We start from the raw sequence: 18,177 nt of genomic DNA, 5'->3' as shown, positions 1-18,177 counted from the left end.
CCCCGCCCCCTGTGCCGGCACCGGCGCCCGCCCCGCTCACGCCGCACCCCGCAGGCGCGGGTCGGCGACGCGGGTCGCGGCGTCCGTCAGCACCGTCATGAGCACGTACCCCACAGCGACCACGAGCACCACGCCGATCACGAGCGGCACGTCGCGCAGCTGCACGGCATTGAGCAGGGTGCGCCCGAGTCCCGGCCGGGCGAAGATCGTCTCCACCACCACCGCGCCGGAGATGAGCCAGCCGAACGCCCAGCCCGAGAGCGCGATGCCCGGCAGAGCCCCGTGCCGCAGCACGTGCCGCCAGCGCACCCCGCCCTCGCCCTCGCCGCGCGCCCGCGCCGAGAGCACGAACGGCGACTCGAGGGCGTCGAGCACGGATTCGCGCATCACCTGTCCGAGGAACCCCGCGAGCGGCAGGGCGAGCGTGAGCACGGGCAGCACGAGTCCCTCCGGCCCTTTCGTGCTGACGGCGGGGAGCCAGCGGAGGGTCGTGCTGAACACCAGCACGAGCACGATCGCGAGCCAGAAGTGCGGCACGGCAGCCGCGACGATCTCGAGCCCCGAGCCCACCGCGGCGGCCACCCGGCCACCACGGGTCGACCAGAGCGCGAGGCCGAGCGCGATGAACCACGCCACGACGAGCGAGAGCGCAGCGAGCAGCAGGGTGCCGCCGATCTGCGCGCCGATCACCTCGACCACGGGGGTGCGCAGCGAGTACGACGAGCCGAGGTCGCCGGTGACGAGCCGCCCGAGGTAGCGGGCGTACTGCACCCAGACGGGCTGGTCGAGCCCGTACTCGGCCCGCACGGCGGCCAGCGCCTCGGCACTCGCCTGCGACCCCGGCCCCCCGAGGATGGCCTGCGCCGGGTCGCCCGGGATGAGCCGCAGCCCGAAGAAGGTGAGCGTCGCCGCCGCCCACAGCACGAACACCGCGCCCGCCACCCGCAGCCCCCAGCGCGCCAGCCCGCTCATACTCCGCCCCCGCCCTCGTGGTCGCACGAAGCGCTCCCATTCCCGAGTTCGGCAGCACGTCGTGCGACCGGCGCGGGGGCGGTGTGCGCGACCGACGCGCGCCGGGGAGCGCCGGCGAGCACGAGCACGATCAGCCGGCGATCCAGGTGTCGCCGAAGTACGGGATCTGCAGGGTCGGCAGGAGCGACAGCCCCTCCACCCGGTCGCTGTACCCGATCTTCTGCAGGTGGTCGTAGAGCGGCAGCACGTAGGCGCCCTCGGCCAGGATGCGCTGGGCCTCCTCGTAGAGCTCCGCCCGCTTCTCGGGGTCTGAGGTCTGGCCCGCCTCGGTGAGCGCGGCGTCGAGCTCGGGGATCGCCACGTGCGAGTGGTTGGGGTGGTACCCGCTCGGTGCGGGCTGGATGTTGTCGGAGTGGTAGAGGATGCGCAGCACGTCGGGCGAGTTCTTCGTGTAGATCGCGCTGGTGACCCCGAAGTCCCACGAGCCGAGCGCCTCGTACCACGACGACAGGTCGAGCGGGTGCAGCTCCACGTCGAAGCCGACCGCCTTCGTGGTGGCCTGGATCTGCTCGAACAGCGACACCTCGGCCGGGATGGACTGGTTCGTCGACACCGGGAAGTCGACGGTGAGCCGCTGGCCGTCCTTCGTGCGGTAGCCCTCCGCGTCGCGCGATGTCCAGCCCGCCTCGTCGAGCAGGCGGTTCGCCTCGTCGGCGTCGACCGTGTACTCGCCCTCGAACGAAGCGCCGTAGGGCGTCGAGCTCGAGAGCACCGAGTAGGAGCGGTCGACGGTGCCGAAGAACAGGCTCTCGATGCCGGGATTCACATCCGCTGCCTTGATGAAGGCCTTGCGCACCCGCTCGTCGTCGAAGGGGGCGTAGCCCGAGTTCAACTCGAGACGGATGGAGGCACCCGGCAGCGCACCCGTGAGCACCCCGAACCCGGAGCCCTCGGTCGAGGCGGCCACCACGTTGTCGGGCTGCATCTCGTCGATCACGTCGACCTCGCCCGACTGCAGCGCCGCGAAACGCGTCGCCGGGTCGGGGATGAAGCGCCAGACGATCTCGTCGAGGTACGCGGGCCCGTCGTGGGCCGCGCCCGCCGGGGCGGAGGTGTAGTCGTCGTTGCGGGTGAGGGTGACGTGGTCCTGCTTCACCCACTCGCTGAACACGAACGGGCCCGTGCCGATGGGAGCGGCGCAGTTCTCGTCCATGCCGCGGGCGAGCCCGGCGGGCGACTCCATCGCGAGCCAGGTCTGGGCGAGCGACTCCTGCAGCGCGCTGTCGGGCTCCGACAGGGTGAACCGTGCGGTCTGGGGGTCGATCGCCTCCACCGAGGCCACTTTGCCGAGCGCGAGAATGGCCGTCGACGAGGCGGTGTCGGGGTCCTTCATGTGCTCGACGTTCGCCACGACGGCGTCGGCGTCGAAGGGGGTGCCGTCGGTGAACGACACGTCGGAGCGCAGGGCGACGTCGACCGTGAGCCCATCGTCGGAGACGGTGGAGCCGGTGGCGAGCCACGGCACGATCTCGCCGTTCTCGTCCTGCGAGAACAGCGACTCGAGCACGTTCGTGCCGACGAGGGCCTGTGGCATGTTGCCGCCCACGTGCGGGTCGAGGCAGGTCGGCTCGCCGAAGCCGGTCGCGTAGGTGAGGGTGCCGCCCGGCACCGGCGTGCCCGCTGCCTCCGGTCGGTCGTCCTCTCCCGCCGCTGTGCAGCCGGCGAGGAGGAGAGCAGATGCGGCGGCGAGTGCCGCAAGGGAGAGGGAGCGTGAGGACACGGTGTCGACCTGTCTGGTGTGGGAGGGTGGGGGAGCGATCTGCTGTGACCGCGTTCAGTCTAATTGTTGGACGGAATCAAATTATTCCCGAGGGGAGACGTGTCGATGCCACCCGCCGGCCGCCCCCGTGCCTCCTCCAAGGCGATGCTCGAGGAAGCAGCCTCGGAGCTCTTCCTCGAACAGGGCTACGCGAACACGACGATCGAGCAGATCACCCGCCGCGCCGGGGTCAGCCGCAACACCTTCTTCAACTACTTCGGCTCGAAGAGCGACCTGCTCTGGATCGAGCTCGACGAGAGCCTCGCCTCGCTCGCCGGCTCCCTCGCCGACGCGCCCGCCGACGTCGGCCCGCTCTCCGCGCTCGAACTCGCGCTGGCGCGCACCGCCGCCGGCGTCACCGCCACCCGCGCCCCGCTGGTGCTCACCCAGGGCCAGACCATGGGAGTCGACGACGAGCTGCGGGCCGCCGGCCTCGCCCGGGCGCTCGCCCACGCCGACGCCGTCGAGCTCTTCCTCATCGGCCGCGGGCTCGACGCCCTCACCGCGCGAGCCGCGGCGCTCGCCGTGGTCGGCGCCTCCGCCGCGGCGGTCGGCCGCTGGGCCGCCGACGGCCCCGATCGCAGGCCCTTGGAGTGGTATCTCGACCGGGCCGTGCATCCCGTGCTCGAGGGCTTCAGGATCGGCTAGAATCGGCTGTTGAACGACTGTGAACCGGCAATCACCGGGGAGTCTTCGGAAGAACGGCACCGGGAGACCGGGGCCCAGTAGAACCGAACGGGTCGGGCCCGTCACAGCCTATGAACGAGCGGTCGACCGAGGCGCGAGCAGCGGGTGGCAAGCGAGGTGGTACCACGGCGGGCGACCGCCGTCCTCGTGGAACAGGCAGCAGACACCGGCCTTCCAGGAGAACCATGACGTACCCCAAAGACTCCGACGACTTCAGTTCCGTCGTTCCCTCGCCGAGCTTCCCCGCGGTCGAGAAGGGCGTGCTCGCGTTCTGGAAGGGCGACGACACCTTCCGCGAGTCGATCCGTCATCGCGAGGGCGCACCCGAGTGGGTGTTCTACGACGGCCCGCCGTTCGCGAACGGCCTGCCGCACTACGGGCACCTGCTCACCGGTTATGCCAAAGACGTCTTCCCGCGATTCCAGACCATGCGCGGCAAGAAGGTCGACCGGCGCTTCGGGTGGGACACGCACGGCCTCCCCGCCGAGCTCGAGGCCATGAAGCAGCTCGGCATCACCGAGAAGAGCCAGATCGAGGAGATGGGCGTCGAGGTCTTCAACGACGCCAGCCGCCGCTCCGTGCTGCAGTACACGAAGGAGTGGCAGGAGTACGTCACCCGTCAGGCCCGCTGGGTCGACTTCGACAACGACTACAAGACCCTCGACATCACCTACATGGAGAGCGTGCTCTGGGCCTTCAAGCAACTGCACACGAAGGGTCTCGCCTACGAGGGCTACCGCGTGCTGCCGTACTGCTGGAAAGACGAGACGCCGCTGTCGAACCACGAGCTGCGGATGGACGACGACGTCTACAAGATGCGTCAGGACCAGACGGTGACGGTGACCTTCCCGCTCGTCGGCTCGCGTGCCGAGGCGCTCGGCCTCACCGCCGTGCGCGCCCTCGCCTGGACCACCACCCCCTGGACCCTGCCCACCAACCTGGCCCTCGCCGTCGGGCCCGACATCGAGTACGCCGTGGTGCCCGCCGGGCCGAACGGTACGGCCGACACCGAGGTCTCGCGAGAGACCGCCGAGGCGACCGCAGGCAGCCCGGGCGTGGGCACCGGCACCGGCTCGATCACCGTTCTCGGCGCCGAGTACCTCCTCGCCCTCGACCTCGTCGGCAACTACGCCAAAGACCTCGGCTACGACTCTGCCGACGACGCCCGTGCCGCAGTCACCCGCACGATCACCGGCCGCCAGCTCGAGGGCGTCGCCTACGACCGCCTCTGGGACTACTACGCCGACGCCGAGAAGTGGGGAACGCAGAACGCCTGGCAGATCCTCGTCGCCGACTACGTCTCCACCACCGACGGCACCGGCATCGTGCACCAAGCCCCCGCCTACGGTGAGGAAGACCAGAAGGTCTGCGAGGCTGCAGGCATCCCCGTCATCATCTCCGTCGACGACGGCGGCCGGTTCCTCTCCACCGTGAGAGACGTCGAGGGCCTGCAGGTCTTCGACGCCAACAAGCCGCTCACCCAGCTGCTCAAGGCGCAGGGACGGCTGCTGCGCCAGGCGAGCTACGAGCACAGCTACCCGCACTGCTGGCGCTGCCGCAACCCGCTCATCTACAAGGCGGTCTCCAGCTGGTTCGTGCGCGTCACGACCATCCGCGACCGCATGGAGGAGCTCAACCAGCAGATCGAGTGGGTTCCCGAGAACGTCAAGGACGGGCAGTTCGGCAAGTGGGTCTCCGGTGCCCGCGACTGGTCGATCTCGCGCAACCGCTACTGGGGCTCGCCCATCCCGGTCTGGAAGAGCGACGACCCCGAGTACCCGCGCGTCGACGTCTACGGCTCGCTGGCCGAGCTCGAGGCCGACTTCGGGCGGCTCCCGCTGAACCGCGAGGGGCAGCCTGACCTGCACCGCCCGTTCATCGACGAGCTCACCCGCCCGAACCCCGACGACCCGACGGGCCGTTCCACGATGCGCCGCATCGAGGACGTCTTCGACGTCTGGTTCGACTCGGGTTCGATGCCGTTCGCCCAGGTGCACTACCCGTTCGAGAACGAGGACTGGTTCGCCACCCACAGCCCCGCCGACTTCATCGTGGAGTACATCGGGCAGACCCGTGGCTGGTTCTACGTGATGCACGTGCTCTCCACCGCGCTGTTCGACCGGCCGGCGTTCAAGAACGTCATCAGCCACGGCATCGTGCTGGGCTCCGACGGGCAGAAGATGTCGAAGTCGCTGCGCAACTACCCCGACGTGTCGGAGGTGTTCGACCGCGACGGCTCGGATGCGATGCGCTGGTTCCTCATGTCGTCGTCGGTGCTGCGCGGCGGCAACCTGGTGGTGACCGAGGAGGGCATCCGGCAGGGCGTGCGCGAGCTGCTGCTGCCGCTCTGGAGCACGTACTACTTCTTCACCCTCTACGCGAACAGCGCGCAGGAGGGGGGCTATGAGGCAGTGTGGCGCACCGACTCCACGGATGTGCTCGACCGGTATCTCCTGGCCAAGACGCGGGAGCTGGTGCAGTCGGTCACGGCCGATCTGGAGGGGCTGGATGCGACGCTCGCCTCGGCGAAGCTGCGCGACTTCGCCGACGTGCTCACGAATTGGTACGTGCGACGCTCGCGTGACCGCTTCTGGTCGGGTGACGACAGGGACGCGTTCGACACCCTGTTCACCGTGCTGGAGACCGTCACCCGAGTCGCCGCCCCGCTCATTCCGCTCGTCTCCGACGCCATGTGGAAGGGTCTCACCGGCGGCCGCAGCGTGCACCTCACCGACTGGCCGAACGAGAACCTCTTCCCGGCCGACCCCGGCCTCGTGCACACCATGGACACGGTGCGCTCCATCTCGTCGACCGTGCTGTCGCTCCGCAAGCTCAACGGCCTGCGGGTTCGGCTGCCGCTGGCGGGCCTCACCATCGTCGCCGACGGCGCCGAGTCGCTTGCGCAGTTCGAGTCGATCCTGCGCGACGAGCTCAACGTGAAGAGCGTGACCGTCGTCGAGCAGAGCGCCACCAGCGCCGCCGAGTTCGGCATCACCTCGAAGCTCACCGTGAACGCCCGGGTGGCCGGCCCGCGTCTCGGCAAGCAGGTGCAGCAGGCCATCAAGGCGGCCCGCGACGGGCAGTGGAGCGAGGAGAACGGCGTGGTCACCGCCGGCGGCATCCAGCTGCTGGCGGGGGAGTACGAGCTCGTGCTGGAGGCCTCGCTCGGCGAGGCCGACGCCGAGGGCCCCGGCTCCTCCACCGCGCTCGCCCTGCTGCCGGGCGGAGGCTTCGTGCTGCTCGACACCACCCTGACGCCCGAGCTCGAGGGCGAGGGGCTCGCGCGCGACGTCATCCGTGCCGTGCAGGAGGCCCGCAAGTCGGCTGGCTTCGACGTGAGCGACCGCATCGCGCTCGACCTGGTGTTCTTCTCGGATGCGGACGCGGATGCGGTGCGCACCGCCCTCGCCTCCGTCGACGTGGCCGGGGAGACGCTCGCCACCTCGTTCGCGGTGCGGTCGCCCGCCGACGCCGCCGCGCTCGAGGGCTATCGCGACGTGCTCGCGTCGGAGTGGCTGCCCGCCGTGGTCCACTCCTCGCCCGAGAGCTTCGCCCGGGTCGGTGCGGGCAAGTACGCCAACGCCGACGAATTCGTGATCGCCCTGAGCCGGAAGTCGGTGACCCGAGATGTCTGACCAGTTCTTCGGAGGAGACTTCGGCCCCCCGGCCGACGACCCGAACGACCCCGAGTCGCGTGACGGTGAGGGCGAGGGCGACGAGTTCGACGCCGTCGGTCTCGACGCGCCCGACGAGTTCGTCGAGGAGGGCGACGCCGTCTACGCGGCCCTGCTCGCCCGGCTCGGGGAGGCCGCCCCCCAACCGCGGCTCTCCGCCACCCGCCGCGCCGTCGAGCTGCTCGGCGACCCGCAGCGGGCGTACTCGGTCATCCACCTCACCGGCACCAACGGCAAGACCTCGACCAGCCGCATCACCGAGAGCATCCTGCGCGCCTACGGCCTCCGCACCGGCCTGTTCACCAGCCCACACCTCGAGCGCCTCAACGAGCGCATCATGATCGACGGCCGGCCCATCTCGAACGAGGCGCTCGCGGCGAACTGGCGCGACATCGAGCCCTTCCTCGAACTCGTCGACGGCGAGCTGGAGGCGGCGGGCGAGCCGCGGCTGACCTTCTTCGAGGCGCTCACGGTGCTGGCCTTCGCGAGCTTCGCCGAAGCACCCGTCGACGTCGCCGTCATCGAGGTCGGCATGGGCGGCGAGTGGGACTCCACCAACGTCGCCGACGGTCAGGTCGCCGTGTTCACGCCCATCTCGCTCGACCACACCGCTCGGCTCGGCAACACCGTCGAGGAGATCGCCCGCACGAAGTCGGGCATCGTCAAGCCCGCTGCCCAGGTGGTCTCCGCCCTCCAGCCCGCCGGTGCGCTGGCAGAACTGGCCCGGGCCGCCGAGCTGTCGGAGTCGACACTGGCAGTCGAGGGCGAGCAGTTCGCGCTGGAGAGCTCGACCGTGGCGGTCGGAGGTCAGCTGGTCTCCATCCGGGGGCTCGCCGGCCGGTACGAGGAGCTCTTCCTCCCGCTCTACGGCACGCACCAGGGACACAACGCGGCGGTCGCGGTCGCCGCGGTGGAGTCGTTCCTCGGCGGCGGCAGCCAGCCGCTGGTCGACGACGTGCTCACCGAGGGTTTCGCCACGGTCACCTCGCCCGGCCGGTTGCAGCTGGTCGGCACGGAGCCGACCGTGCTCGTCGACGCTGCGCACAACCCGGGTGGTGCCGAGGCCCTCGCGGGGGCCGTGAAGGAGTTCTTCACCTTCGACAAGGTCGTCGCGGTCGTCGCCGTGCTGGCCGACAAAGACGTGGCGGGCATCATCAGGGCCCTCGACCCCGTCGTCGACGAGTTCGTCGTGACCACCTCCTCGTCCGACCGCGCGATCGACCCCGACGAGCTTGCCTCCACCGTGGTGGCCGTCGCCGGTGCCGAACGGGTCGTGGTCGAGACTGATCTGCGCGATGCGCTCGACCAGGCGCGCGAACTCGCGGGGGAGACCGAGCAGGGAGCGGTGCTCGTCACGGGCTCGATCACCCTGGTGGGCGAAGTCATCGGCATCGCCGCGCAGGAGGAATGGAAGTGAGAGGCGGTTCCGTTCGCCAGAGCCTCGGGGCGATCGTGCTCGGCTTCGAGTCGGTCGTCATGTTCTTCGCGGCGCTCGTCATCTTCGGCCTCAAGATCCTCCCGGCTCCGCTCGCGCTGGGCGGCGGCGCCGTGCTCTGCGTGCTGCTGCTCGCGAGCACCGTGCTGCTGCGCTACCGCTGGGGCTACGCGCTCGGATGGGCGCTGCAGGCGGTGATCGCGGCCACCTGCATCCTGGTTCCGATGCTCGCGATCGTCGCCGTGGTGTTCATCGGGCTCTACGCGTTCTGCATGATCAAGGGCGGCCAGATCGACCGCCAGAAGGCCGCCTTCGCAGCCGCCCAGGGGGCGGAGCAGACCGAAGAACGCTGAGCTCGGTTTCGGTAGGCTCGTGGTCATGACCACTCACGTCGAAGAAACCCTCGTTCTCATCAAGCCCGACGGCGTCGCCCGCAACCTCACCGGGGAGATCCTCCGCCGCATCGAGGCCAAGGGCTACCAGCTCGTCGACGTGAAGCTGCTGCAGCCCGAGCGCGAGCTGCTCGCCGCCCACTACGAGGAGCACCAGGGCAAGCCGTTCTACGAGCCGCTCGTCGAGTTCATGGAGTCGGGCCCCGTCGTGGCACTCCGCATCGCGGGCAACCGCGTGATCGAGGGCTTCCGCTCGCTGGCCGGCACCACCGACCCCACCAACGCGGCTCCCGGCACGATCCGTGGCGACCTCGGGCGCGACTGGGGCCTCGCCGTGCAGCAGAACCTCGTGCACGGCAGCGACTCGCCCGAGTCGGCCGAGCGCGAGCTCGCCCTCTGGTTCGCCTAGGAATTAGAGCGTCTGCAGGATCGTGGTGATGGCGTCGAGGCGCAGCTGCGCCATCACCACGACCGCGAGGTAGCTGAGCAGCACCAGCGTCCACACCCAGGGGTAAGCCATCGCCGCGATCTCGCGGCTCGCGCCCCGGTTGCCGAAGTTGCCCTCTTTGAGGTTGTAGGCCGTGACGTACCAGAACAGCGGTATGACGACACTCCACACCAGCATGCAGTAGGGGCAGAGGGTGCCGAGCACGAAGATCGACTGGATCATCAGCCAGATCACGAACCACAGCGCCAGCGCGAAGCCGAGGTTGAAGATCACCCAGAACCACTTCGCGAACCGGGCCCCGGCGAGGATGGCGACGCCCACCACGATCGGTGCGACGAAAGCCGCCACGCCGATGATCGGGTTGGGGAACCCGAACAGCGCTCCCTGGGGGCTCGCCATGTTGGGGCCGCAGGTGACGAGCGGTGAGATGTTGCAGCTCGGCACGTAGCTCGGATCGATCAGCGTCTCGATGCGCTCCAGCGTGAGATCGAACGACGCGAACCAGCCCAGCACACCGGCCACGACGAGGAAGATCGCGAGGCCGATCGGGCGGCGGGAGGCAGAGGTCTCGGCTGGCACCTAGGGATTATTGCACGGGGCCTTCACGACCGATCTGGGAATGCGTGCGATAATCGCTGGAAGGTGTCCGCGCTGGTCGCGGATGCCGAGAAGACTTATCGGGCGGCCGCCGACAGGCGCTCCGACCCGATTCGAACACCGCCGGTGTTCACAGACAGAGCGACCGCGGAGGGCACGACGCCCGCCCGGCGCATGAGATGGTTCGGCGAGGTGTTCCGCGAAGCGGAGCCTCGCTCGCGAGAGTACCTGCCGGAGGCCCCGGGCCACCGGCTGGCAAGGAGTGCACCAGAGATGGTGGAGAAGAATTCACACAATGGCAGCGATTCGAACAACCAAGAAGGAACGGGGCGGCGCAAGCGGCTCTTCGGCGGACGCCGCTCGGTGAAGAAGCCGGAGCAGTCGGCTCCGCCGGCCGGGCCCGAGGTGACCGCGGTGGAGCAGGCCGCGCCCGTCGAGCCCGCGGCCCCGGTCACGACCGAGCCGACCGCGCCCGGGCCGGCCGAGCCCGGGTCGACCGAGCCCGAAGCCGGCATCGGTGAGGTGGAGGCACCGGTCGTGCTCGCCCCCGAGCACGACGACCAGCCCGGCCTTGCGCCGTTCTCGGCTCCGGCCGCCTCGGCGCTGGATGCGGTGGGTGGCACGACGTCGTCGGCGCCCCGTGCGCTCAGCACGACCTCGCTGTTCTTCCAGGCCCCCGACCTGCCCGATCTGCCGCCCCTGCCCCCGCGGGAGCGCGACGACCGGCCCGATCGCGACGACCAGGAGGGCTCGGTCAGGCGCCGTTCGCGCCGTCGCTCCGGCGAGGAGCCGCGCGGCGGAGACAACGACCCCGCGAACACCGTCGTCAAGGTGCGCACGCCGCGCGAGCCCGAGCTCATCACCGAGCCGCAGCGGGTGAAGGGTTCGACGAGGCTCGAGGCGAAGAAGCAGCGCCGCCGCGACGGCCGCGACGCCGGCCGCCGCCGCCCCGTGGTCACCGAGGCCGAGTTCCTCGCCCGCCGCGAGGCCGTCGACCGCGTGATGGTGGTGCGGGCGAAGAACGACAAGATCCAGATCGGCGTGCTCGAGGACGGCGTGCTGGTCGAGCACTACGTGGCGAAGGCGCAAGACGCCTCGCTCATCGGCAACGTCTACCTCGGCCGGGTGCAGAACGTGCTCCCCAGCATGGAGGCCGCCTTCGTCGACATCGGCCGCGGTCGTAACGCGGTGCTTTACTCCGGCGAGGTCGACTGGGAGGCGGCGGCAGGAGCATCCGAGGGCAAGGGTTCGCAGCCGCGCCGCATCGAGCTGGCCCTCAAGTCGGGCGACACCGTTCTCGTGCAGGTCACCAAAGACCCCGTCGGCCACAAGGGCGCCCGGCTCACCAGCCAGGTCAGCCTGCCCGGCCGCTACCTGGTGTACGTGCCGAACGGTTCGATGAACGGCATCTCGCGCAAGCTCCCCGACACCGAGCGTGCCCGCCTGAAGCGCATCCTGAAGGAGGTGCTCCCCGAGAACGTCGGCGTCATCGTGCGCACCGCATCCGAGGGCGCCACCGAGGAGCAGCTGACCCTCGACGTGAACCGTCTCACCTCGCAGTGGGCCCACATCAGCGAGCAGGTCAAGAAGCAGCAGGCACCGCATCTGCTGCACTCCGAGCCCGACCTGCTCATCAAGATCGTGCGCGACGTGTTCAACGAGGACTTCCACCGCATGGTGATCTCGGGCGACGACGCGCAGGCCACCATCGAGAACTACCTCGCCGCCGTGGCACCCGACCTGCTCGACCGCGTGCAGAAGTACGAGGGCGACCGCGACGCCTTCGACGAGTTCCGCATCAGCGAGCAGATCGAGAAGGCCCTCGACCGCAAGGTCTGGCTGCCGTCGGGTGGCTCGCTCGTGATCGACCGCACCGAGGCGATGACCGTCGTCGACGTGAACACCGGCAAGTTCGTCGGCTCGGGCGGCAACCTCGAGGAGACCGTCACGAAGAACAACCTCGAGGCGGCCGAGGAGATCGTGCGGCAGCTCCGCCTGCGCGACATCGGCGGCATCATCGTCGTCGACTTCATCGACATGGTGCTCGAGTCGAACCGCGATCTCGTGCTCCGCCGCATGGTGGAGTGCCTGAGCCGCGACCGCACCAAGCACCAGGTGGCCGAGGTCACCTCGCTCGGCCTGGTGCAGATGACCCGCAAGAAGCTCGGGCTCGGGCTCCTGGAGTCGTTCAGCGAGCCCTGCGAGACCTGCGCCGGCCGCGGCATCATCGTTCACCACGACCCGGTCGTGAAGCACCGCTCGGGCGGCAACGGGGGCCAGTCCTCCGGCGGCAGCCAGAACGGTGGCAACAGCCGACGTGGTCGCGGCGGCCAGGGGTCGAATGGCTCCGGCGGCGGCAGCGGGCACTCGCACGGCTCGTCGTCGGCGGGGTCGTCGAACAGCAACGGCGGCACCCACGCCATCACCGACGACGCCAAGAACGCGCTGGCGCAGATCGCGGCGAGCACGATCGCCGCGGCGGCGCACCACGCACCCGCCGAGAAGGACGCCGCTGCCGCACCGGTCGAAGCGCCCGCGGCCGAGACTGCGGCGCCCGCCGGCGACACGGTGACGGAGTCTGCGCCCGCCGAGCAGTCCGGTGCGCCGGCGAAGAACGCCGACGCGCAGAAGGCGGCATCGAGCTCGTCGCGTCGTCGCAAGTCGCGGCACGGGCGCGGCGACGACGCCGCAGCGTCGTCACCGGCGCCTGCCGCCGCTCCCGAGTCGGGGTCGACCGCTGCTCCTGCCGCGTCCGACGCCGCCGAGACGCGCTCCGCCGCCGAGGCCGCGCCGCAGAGCGACGAGCCCATCGCCATCCTCGACATCCCCGTGGCGAAGGCCGCGCGGGCGCCGCGGGTGAGCGCGCACGACGCGTCGAGCCTGCTCGACTCGGTGCTCGACGCACTGCCCGCACCCAAAGAGCCGGGCCAGGGTCGCTCGCGCAGCCGTCGCGTGTCGACGGCCGCGGTGTCGGCTCCGGTGGAGTCGACCGACTCCTGACGCCCCAGGGCCGGCCGTGAGGCCGGGACACCGTCACCACTCGGCGAAAGGCCGGTTCGCGCTCAGTGCGCGGACCGGCCTTTCCGCTGCCCACGGTCTCTGCCGCGCACGCGGAGCCCGCTCGCCCGCAGCCGTACCACGAGGTCGCGGTAGCTCACCGGAACGGCGCCGGCGGCGACGAGTTCGTCGTAGCGATCCACCGGCACGTCGTAGTGGTCGAGGTCGAAGCTGCGCGGCGGAAGTCCCGCCGATTCGGCGAAGGAATGCAGCTCCTCCAGCGATTCGTCGCTGACGAGGTGACCCCAGATGGTACCGTGGGCTGGCCACATGGGGTTGTCGATCAGCACGGTCACGCACCGAGTATCCCACCCGTGTTGCTTTGACCGAAATCACGCTTTCATGTAAGCTTGACCGCTGGTGTGCTTAGAGCATCGCTCTTCAGAACGCCAAGACTTCCAAGCGTCGCAGATCGCGCTTTCGAATCACCCTGAAGAGTTAGGTACGTAAATTGGTTTACGCAGTTGTGCGCGCCGGTGGCCGTCAAGAAAAGGTCGAGGTCGGCACGATCGTCACACTCGACCGCATCAAGGCGAACGCCGAGGGCAACATCGAATTGGCAGCCGTGCTGCTCGTCGACGGTGACAAGATCACCTCCGACGCCACGTCGTTGTCGAAGGTGAAGGTCACGGCCGAGGTTCTCGAAGACCTCCGCGGCCCGAAGATCGTCATCCAGAAGTTCAAGAACAAGACCGGTTACAAGAAGCGCCAGGGCCACCGCCAGGAGCTCACCCGCGTCAAGGTCACCGGAATCAAGTAAGGATCACAGGCAGATGGCACACAAAAAGGGTGCGAGCTCCACTCGCAACGGTCGTGACTCCAACGCTCAGCGTCTGGGTGTCAAGCGCTTCGGCGGCCAGGTCGTCCTCGCGGGCGAGATCCTCGTCCGTCAGCGCGGTACGCACTTCCACCCCGGCGTGAACGTCGGCCGTGGCGGCGACGACACGCTGTTCGCCCTCTCGGCCGGTTCGGTCGAGTTCGGCACCAAGGGCGGCCGCAAGGTCGTCAACATCGTCGCAGCGGCTGCCGAGTAGTCGCGACGAACGCTTCGAGCAGGGGTGGGCTGATCGCCCACCCCTGCTTTCGTTTTCCCCCGGGCACGCCGACGCGTCTGCCCGTCGATCAGAGAGTGTGAGGAACCCGTCATGGTGACGTTCGTCGACAACGTGACCCTGCACCTCAGGGCGGGCAACGGGGGCAACGGCTGCGTCTCGGTGCGCCGCGAGAAGTTCAAGCCGCTGGCAGGCCCCGACGGCGGCAACGGCGGCCACGGCGGCGACATCGTTCTCGTCAGCGATGCCCACACCACCACCCTCCTCGGGTTCCACCGGCACCCCCACGTGTCGTCGCAGAACGGCGGGCCCGGCATGGGCGACCACCGTGCCGGAGCCAACGGCGAAGAACTCGTGCTGAACGTGCCCGTGGGCACTGTCGTGAAGACGCCGGAGGGCACCGAGCTCGTCGACTTCGTCGAGCCCGGCATGCGCTTCGTCGTCGCCGAGGGCGGCCACGGCGGGCTCGGCAACGCGGCCCTCGCCACCACCAAGCGCAAGGCGCCCGGCTTCGCGCTGCTCGGCACCGAGGGCTGGCAGGGCGATGTGCTGCTCGAGCTCAAGACCGTCGCCGACGTGGCGCTCGTGGGCTACCCCTCGGCGGGCAAGTCGAGCCTCGTCGCCGCCCTCTCGGCCGCGAAGCCGAAGATCGCCGACTACCCGTTCACGACGCTCCACCCCAACCTCGGCGTGGTGCAGGCCGGCTCCGTGCGCTACACGGTCGCCGACGTACCCGGCCTCATCGAGGGCGCGAGCGAGGGCAAGGGCCTCGGGCTCGAGTTCCTCCGTCACGTCGAGCGTTGCAGCGCGCTGCTGCACGTGCTCGACTGCGCCACCCTCGAACCGGGCCGCGACCCCATCAGCGACCTCGACGTCATCCTGGGCGAGCTGGGTGCCTACCCGGTTCCCGAGGGCCAGGTTCCCCTGCTCGAGCGCCCGCAGCTCATCGCGCTGAACAAGATCGACGTGCCCGAGGCGCGCGAGCTGGCCGAGTTCGTCAAGCCCGAGCTCGAGGCGCGCGGCTACCGCGTGTTCGAGATCTCGACCGCGAGCCACGAGGGTCTGCGGCAGCTGTCGTTCGCCCTCGCCGAGCTCGTCGAGGCGGCTCGCACGAAGGCGGCGGAGGAGCCGGCGCCCACGCGCATCGTCATCCGGCCCCGCGCCGTCGACGAGGCGGGCTTCACGATCCGTGTCGAGGGCGGCACCCACGGCAACGTCTACCGCGTCATCGGGGCCAAACCCGAGCGCTGGGTGCAGCAGACCGACTTCACGAACGACGAAGCGGTCGGCTTCCTCGCCGACCGGCTCGCCAAGCTCGGTGTCGAAGACGGCCTGTTCAAGGCCGGCGCCGTCGCGGGTTCCGCCGTGATCATCGGCGAGGGCAACGGCGTCGTGTTCGACTGGGAGCCCACTCTCACCTCCACCGCCGAACTCGTCACGAGTCCTCGTGGCTCCGACCCGCGCCTCGACCCGAACCACCGCCGCACCAGCAGTCAGCGCCGTGAGGAGTACCACGACCTCATGGATGCCAAGGCCGAGGCCCGCGCCGAGCTCGTGCGCGAGCGCGATGCCGGGCTGTGGAACGACGAGGACGAGGAATGACCCGCGCCTCCCTGCGCTCCCGCTCCGAGATCCCCACCGCCCGCCGTGTCGTGGTGAAGGTCGGCTCCTCGTCGATCAGCGGGGCGAACGCGGGCCAGATCGCACCGCTCGTCGATGCGCTGGCCGCCGCGCACGCGCGCGGCACGGAGGTCATCCTGGTGTCGTCGGGAGCCATCGCGACGGGCATGCCCTACCTGAAGCTCGACGCCCGCCCCAGCGACCTCGCGACCCAGCAGGCTGCCGCGGCGGTGGGCCAGAACATCCTCGTCTTCCGCTATCAGGACAGCCTGCGGCGCTACGAGATCACCGCGGGCCAGGTGCTCCTCACGGCCGGCGACCTCGAGAACCCCACCCACCGCTCGAACGCGCAGCGCGCGATGGACCGCCTGCTCGGTCTCCGCATCCTGCCCATCGTCAACGAGAACGACACCGTCGCCACGCACGAGATCCGCTTCGGCGACAACGACCGGCTCGCGGCCCTCGTGTCGCAGCTGGTCGGGGCGGATGCGCTCGTCCTGCTCTCCGACGTCGACGCGCTCTACACCCGCCCGCCGCAGGAGCCCGGCGCGGTGAAGATCGAGACCGTGCCTGTCGGCGACGAGCTCGCCGGGGTGACCTTCGGCGACATCGGCGCGGCCGGCGTCGGCACGGGCGGCGCAGCCACCAAGGTGTCGGCCGCACGGCTCGCCGCCGCCGCCGGCACCGCCGTGCTCGTCACCTCCACCGCGAACGTCGCCGAGGCCCTCTCGGGTGCCGACATCGGCACCTGGTTCGAACCCGCCTCGCTGATGCGCGAGCCCTCCGCCACGGGTTCCATCGCCCTCGGGTGAGGAGTGGCCGGTAGAATCCCAGCATGTCTGAGAGCACTGCCGTGATGACCCCTGCCGCATCCTCGCCTTCGGCGGAGACCGCTGCGCCGGCCCAGGGTTTCGACGAGAAGCTCGCGGCGGCGCGCGAGGCGTCGATCGTGCTCGCCACCGTCACGACGGAGCAGAAGAACCGGGCGCTCGAGGCCATCGCCGCCGCCGTCGAGTCGGGTGCCGACGAGATCGTGCCCGCCAACGAGCTCGACCTCGCGAACGGCCGCGAGAACGGGCTCTCCGCTGCCCTCCAAGACCGCCTGCGCCTCGACGCGTCGCGGCTCGCCGGCCTCGCCGCAGCCGTGCGCGAGATCATCGCGCTCACCGATCCGGTGGGGGAGAGCGTGCGTGGCAGCCGCCTGCAGAACGGCGTGCGCATCGACCAGGTGCGGGTGCCGTTCGGTGTGGTCGGCGCCATCTACGAGGCGCGGCCGAACGTCACCGTCGACATCGCGTCGCTCGCCCTGAAGAGCGGCAACGCGGTGGTGCTGCGCGGCGGTTCGGCTGCCGAGAACAGCAACCGCGTGCTCGTCTCGCTCATCCAGGGTGCCCTCGAGTCGGTGGGGCTGCCCCGCGCATCCGTGCAGACCATCGACGAGTTCGGCCGCGACGGCGCCACCCGCCTCATGCGCGCGAGGGGTGCCGTCGACGTGCTCATCCCGCGGGGCAGCGCCCAGCTCATCGAGACCGTGGTCACCGAGTCGAAGGTGCCCGTCATCGAGACCGGTGCGGGGGTCGTGCACGTGTTCCTCGACGCCTCGGCGAACGAGGAGTGGGCGGTCGATATCGTGCACAACGCCAAGGTGCAGCGCCCGAGCGTCTGCAACGCGCTCGAGACCCTCCTGGTGCACCGTGACGCAGCATCGCGGCTGCTCGGGCCGGTGCTCTCGCGGCTGCGCGACTCAGGCGTCACGATCCACGCCGACGCCGAGGCACTCGCCCTGTTCCCGGATGCGGTGGGCGCCACCGAAGACGACTGGGCCACCGAATACATGAGCCTCGATCTCGCGGTGCGCGTCGTCGGCGACATCGACGAGGCCATGGAGCACATCCGCCGCTACTCCACCCACCACACCGAGTCGATCATCACGAACGACCTCGGCAACGCCGAACGCTTCCTCAACGAGGTCGACTCCGCCGTCGTGATGGTGAACGCCTCGACGCGCTTCACCGACGGCGGGGAGTTCGGCTTCGGAGCGGAGGTCGGGATCTCGACCCAGAAGCTCCACGCCAGGGGCCCGATGGGCCTTCCCGAGCTCACCAGCACCAAATGGCTGGTGCGCGGTTCAGGACAGGCGCGCCGATAGCGGTATCGTAAGAGGCGTTCGACTCGAAAGCAGGAGAAGTGATGTCAGTTCTGATGAGTGTTGTGGCGGAAGCCGTCGACGTGCCGATCGAGCTCCCGTTCCCTCCGATCGTGTTCGGACTCGTCGCCGCCGTCATCTTCGTCGCGCTCGCCTTCGTCACCTGGAGCTACCGAGGTGTGGCGAACCGCCACCCGCAGAAGTCGGCGCGCTACGCCTCCACCCACGACGTGCACGGGCACGCAGACCGCACGGGCGCAGACCACTGACCGTCTCGG

At 69.9% G+C, this 18,177-nt stretch carries 16 protein-coding genes; 12 read left to right on the top strand and 4 right to left on the bottom strand.

Features of this window, described 5'->3' with window-relative positions; translation table 11 throughout:
* Window positions 1-36: 36 nt before the first annotated feature.
* Both ABFY20_RS11500 and ABFY20_RS11495 read right to left on the bottom strand, forming a co-directional pair.
* Window positions 37-972, bottom strand: a complete 936-nt coding sequence (locus ABFY20_RS11500; RefSeq protein WP_368496386.1) for an ABC transporter permease — start codon at window positions 970-972, stop codon at window positions 37-39.
* Between the two features lie 130 nt (window positions 973-1,102).
* Window positions 1,103-2,752, bottom strand: coding sequence for an ABC transporter substrate-binding protein (locus tag ABFY20_RS11495; RefSeq protein WP_368496385.1), 1,650 nt, complete (start codon window positions 2,750-2,752; stop codon window positions 1,103-1,105).
* Window positions 2,753-2,857: 105 nt separating this feature from the next.
* Between ABFY20_RS11495 and ABFY20_RS11490 the strand changes: the two genes are divergently transcribed.
* The 5 genes from ABFY20_RS11490 (at window position 2,858) to ndk (ending at window position 9,388) form a co-directional block, all read left to right on the top strand.
* Window positions 2,858-3,439, top strand: coding sequence for a TetR/AcrR family transcriptional regulator (locus tag ABFY20_RS11490; RefSeq protein ID WP_368499771.1), 582 nt, complete (start codon window positions 2,858-2,860; stop codon window positions 3,437-3,439).
* A 224-nt stretch (window positions 3,440-3,663) separates the two neighbouring features.
* A complete protein-coding gene (locus tag ABFY20_RS11485) occupies window positions 3,664-7,113 on the top strand; it encodes an isoleucine--tRNA ligase (protein ID WP_368496384.1) in 3,450 nt (1,149 codons plus the stop codon).
* The gene (locus ABFY20_RS11480; RefSeq protein ID WP_368496383.1) at window positions 7,106-8,569 is read left to right on the top strand and encodes a folylpolyglutamate synthase/dihydrofolate synthase family protein; all 1,464 of its coding nucleotides are present in this window, start codon (window positions 7,106-7,108) and stop codon (window positions 8,567-8,569) included. The genes ABFY20_RS11485 and ABFY20_RS11480 overlap by 8 nt, the downstream gene beginning before the upstream one ends.
* Window positions 8,566-8,940, top strand: coding sequence for a DUF4233 domain-containing protein (locus ABFY20_RS11475; protein WP_368496382.1), 375 nt, complete (start codon window positions 8,566-8,568; stop codon window positions 8,938-8,940). Before ABFY20_RS11480 ends, ABFY20_RS11475 begins: the two co-directional genes overlap by 4 nt.
* A gap of 25 nt (window positions 8,941-8,965) precedes the next feature.
* The gene (ndk, locus tag ABFY20_RS11470; RefSeq protein ID WP_368496381.1) at window positions 8,966-9,388 is read left to right on the top strand and encodes a nucleoside-diphosphate kinase; all 423 of its coding nucleotides are present in this window, start codon (window positions 8,966-8,968) and stop codon (window positions 9,386-9,388) included.
* Between the two features lie 3 nt (window positions 9,389-9,391).
* Here the strand turns inward: ndk and ABFY20_RS11465 are convergent, their stop codons facing one another.
* On the bottom strand, window positions 9,392-10,006 hold the full coding sequence (locus ABFY20_RS11465; RefSeq protein WP_368496380.1) for a vitamin K epoxide reductase family protein: 615 nt from the start codon (window positions 10,004-10,006) through the stop codon (window positions 9,392-9,394).
* A gap of 291 nt (window positions 10,007-10,297) precedes the next feature.
* Between ABFY20_RS11465 and ABFY20_RS11460 the strand changes: the two genes are divergently transcribed.
* Complete coding sequence (locus ABFY20_RS11460; protein ID WP_368496379.1) at window positions 10,298-13,024, top strand: Rne/Rng family ribonuclease; 2,727 nt, start codon at window positions 10,298-10,300, stop codon at window positions 13,022-13,024.
* A 62-nt stretch (window positions 13,025-13,086) separates the two neighbouring features.
* On the opposite strand, the gene ABFY20_RS11455 is transcribed toward ABFY20_RS11460, so the two are convergent.
* Entirely contained in the window at window positions 13,087-13,377 is a 291-nt protein-coding gene (locus ABFY20_RS11455) for a DUF4031 domain-containing protein (protein WP_368496378.1), read from the bottom strand.
* A gap of 155 nt (window positions 13,378-13,532) precedes the next feature.
* Between ABFY20_RS11455 and rplU the strand changes: the two genes are divergently transcribed.
* The 6 genes from rplU (at window position 13,533) to ABFY20_RS11425 (ending at window position 18,168) form a co-directional block, all read left to right on the top strand.
* Window positions 13,533-13,841 carry a 50S ribosomal protein L21 gene (rplU, locus tag ABFY20_RS11450; RefSeq protein WP_171704552.1) on the top strand — a complete coding sequence of 103 codons (309 nt, stop codon included), beginning with the start codon at window positions 13,533-13,535 and terminating at the stop codon, window positions 13,839-13,841.
* Window positions 13,842-13,854: 13 nt separating this feature from the next.
* The gene (rpmA, locus tag ABFY20_RS11445) at window positions 13,855-14,115 is read left to right on the top strand and encodes a 50S ribosomal protein L27 (protein WP_368496377.1); all 261 of its coding nucleotides are present in this window, start codon (window positions 13,855-13,857) and stop codon (window positions 14,113-14,115) included.
* A gap of 111 nt (window positions 14,116-14,226) precedes the next feature.
* Window positions 14,227-15,735 carry a GTPase ObgE gene (gene obgE, locus ABFY20_RS11440; RefSeq protein ID WP_368496376.1) on the top strand — a complete coding sequence of 503 codons (1,509 nt, stop codon included), beginning with the start codon at window positions 14,227-14,229 and terminating at the stop codon, window positions 15,733-15,735.
* Window positions 15,732-16,565 carry a glutamate 5-kinase gene (gene proB, locus ABFY20_RS11435; protein WP_368496375.1) on the top strand — a complete coding sequence of 278 codons (834 nt, stop codon included), beginning with the start codon at window positions 15,732-15,734 and terminating at the stop codon, window positions 16,563-16,565. Before obgE ends, proB begins: the two co-directional genes overlap by 4 nt.
* Window positions 16,566-16,588: 23 nt before the next feature.
* The gene (locus ABFY20_RS11430) at window positions 16,589-17,902 is read left to right on the top strand and encodes a glutamate-5-semialdehyde dehydrogenase (protein WP_368496374.1); all 1,314 of its coding nucleotides are present in this window, start codon (window positions 16,589-16,591) and stop codon (window positions 17,900-17,902) included.
* 41 nt (window positions 17,903-17,943) lie between these two features.
* The gene (locus tag ABFY20_RS11425; RefSeq protein WP_171704557.1) at window positions 17,944-18,168 is read left to right on the top strand and encodes a hypothetical protein; all 225 of its coding nucleotides are present in this window, start codon (window positions 17,944-17,946) and stop codon (window positions 18,166-18,168) included.
* Window positions 18,169-18,177: the final 9 nt, after the last annotated feature.

The sequence above is a fragment of the Herbiconiux sp. A18JL235 genome (assembly GCF_040939305.1).
Taxonomy (GTDB): domain Bacteria; phylum Actinomycetota; class Actinomycetes; order Actinomycetales; family Microbacteriaceae; genus Herbiconiux.
Note: the sequence above shows the minus strand (reverse complement) of the source record. Positions and strands in the feature narration are given on the sequence as shown.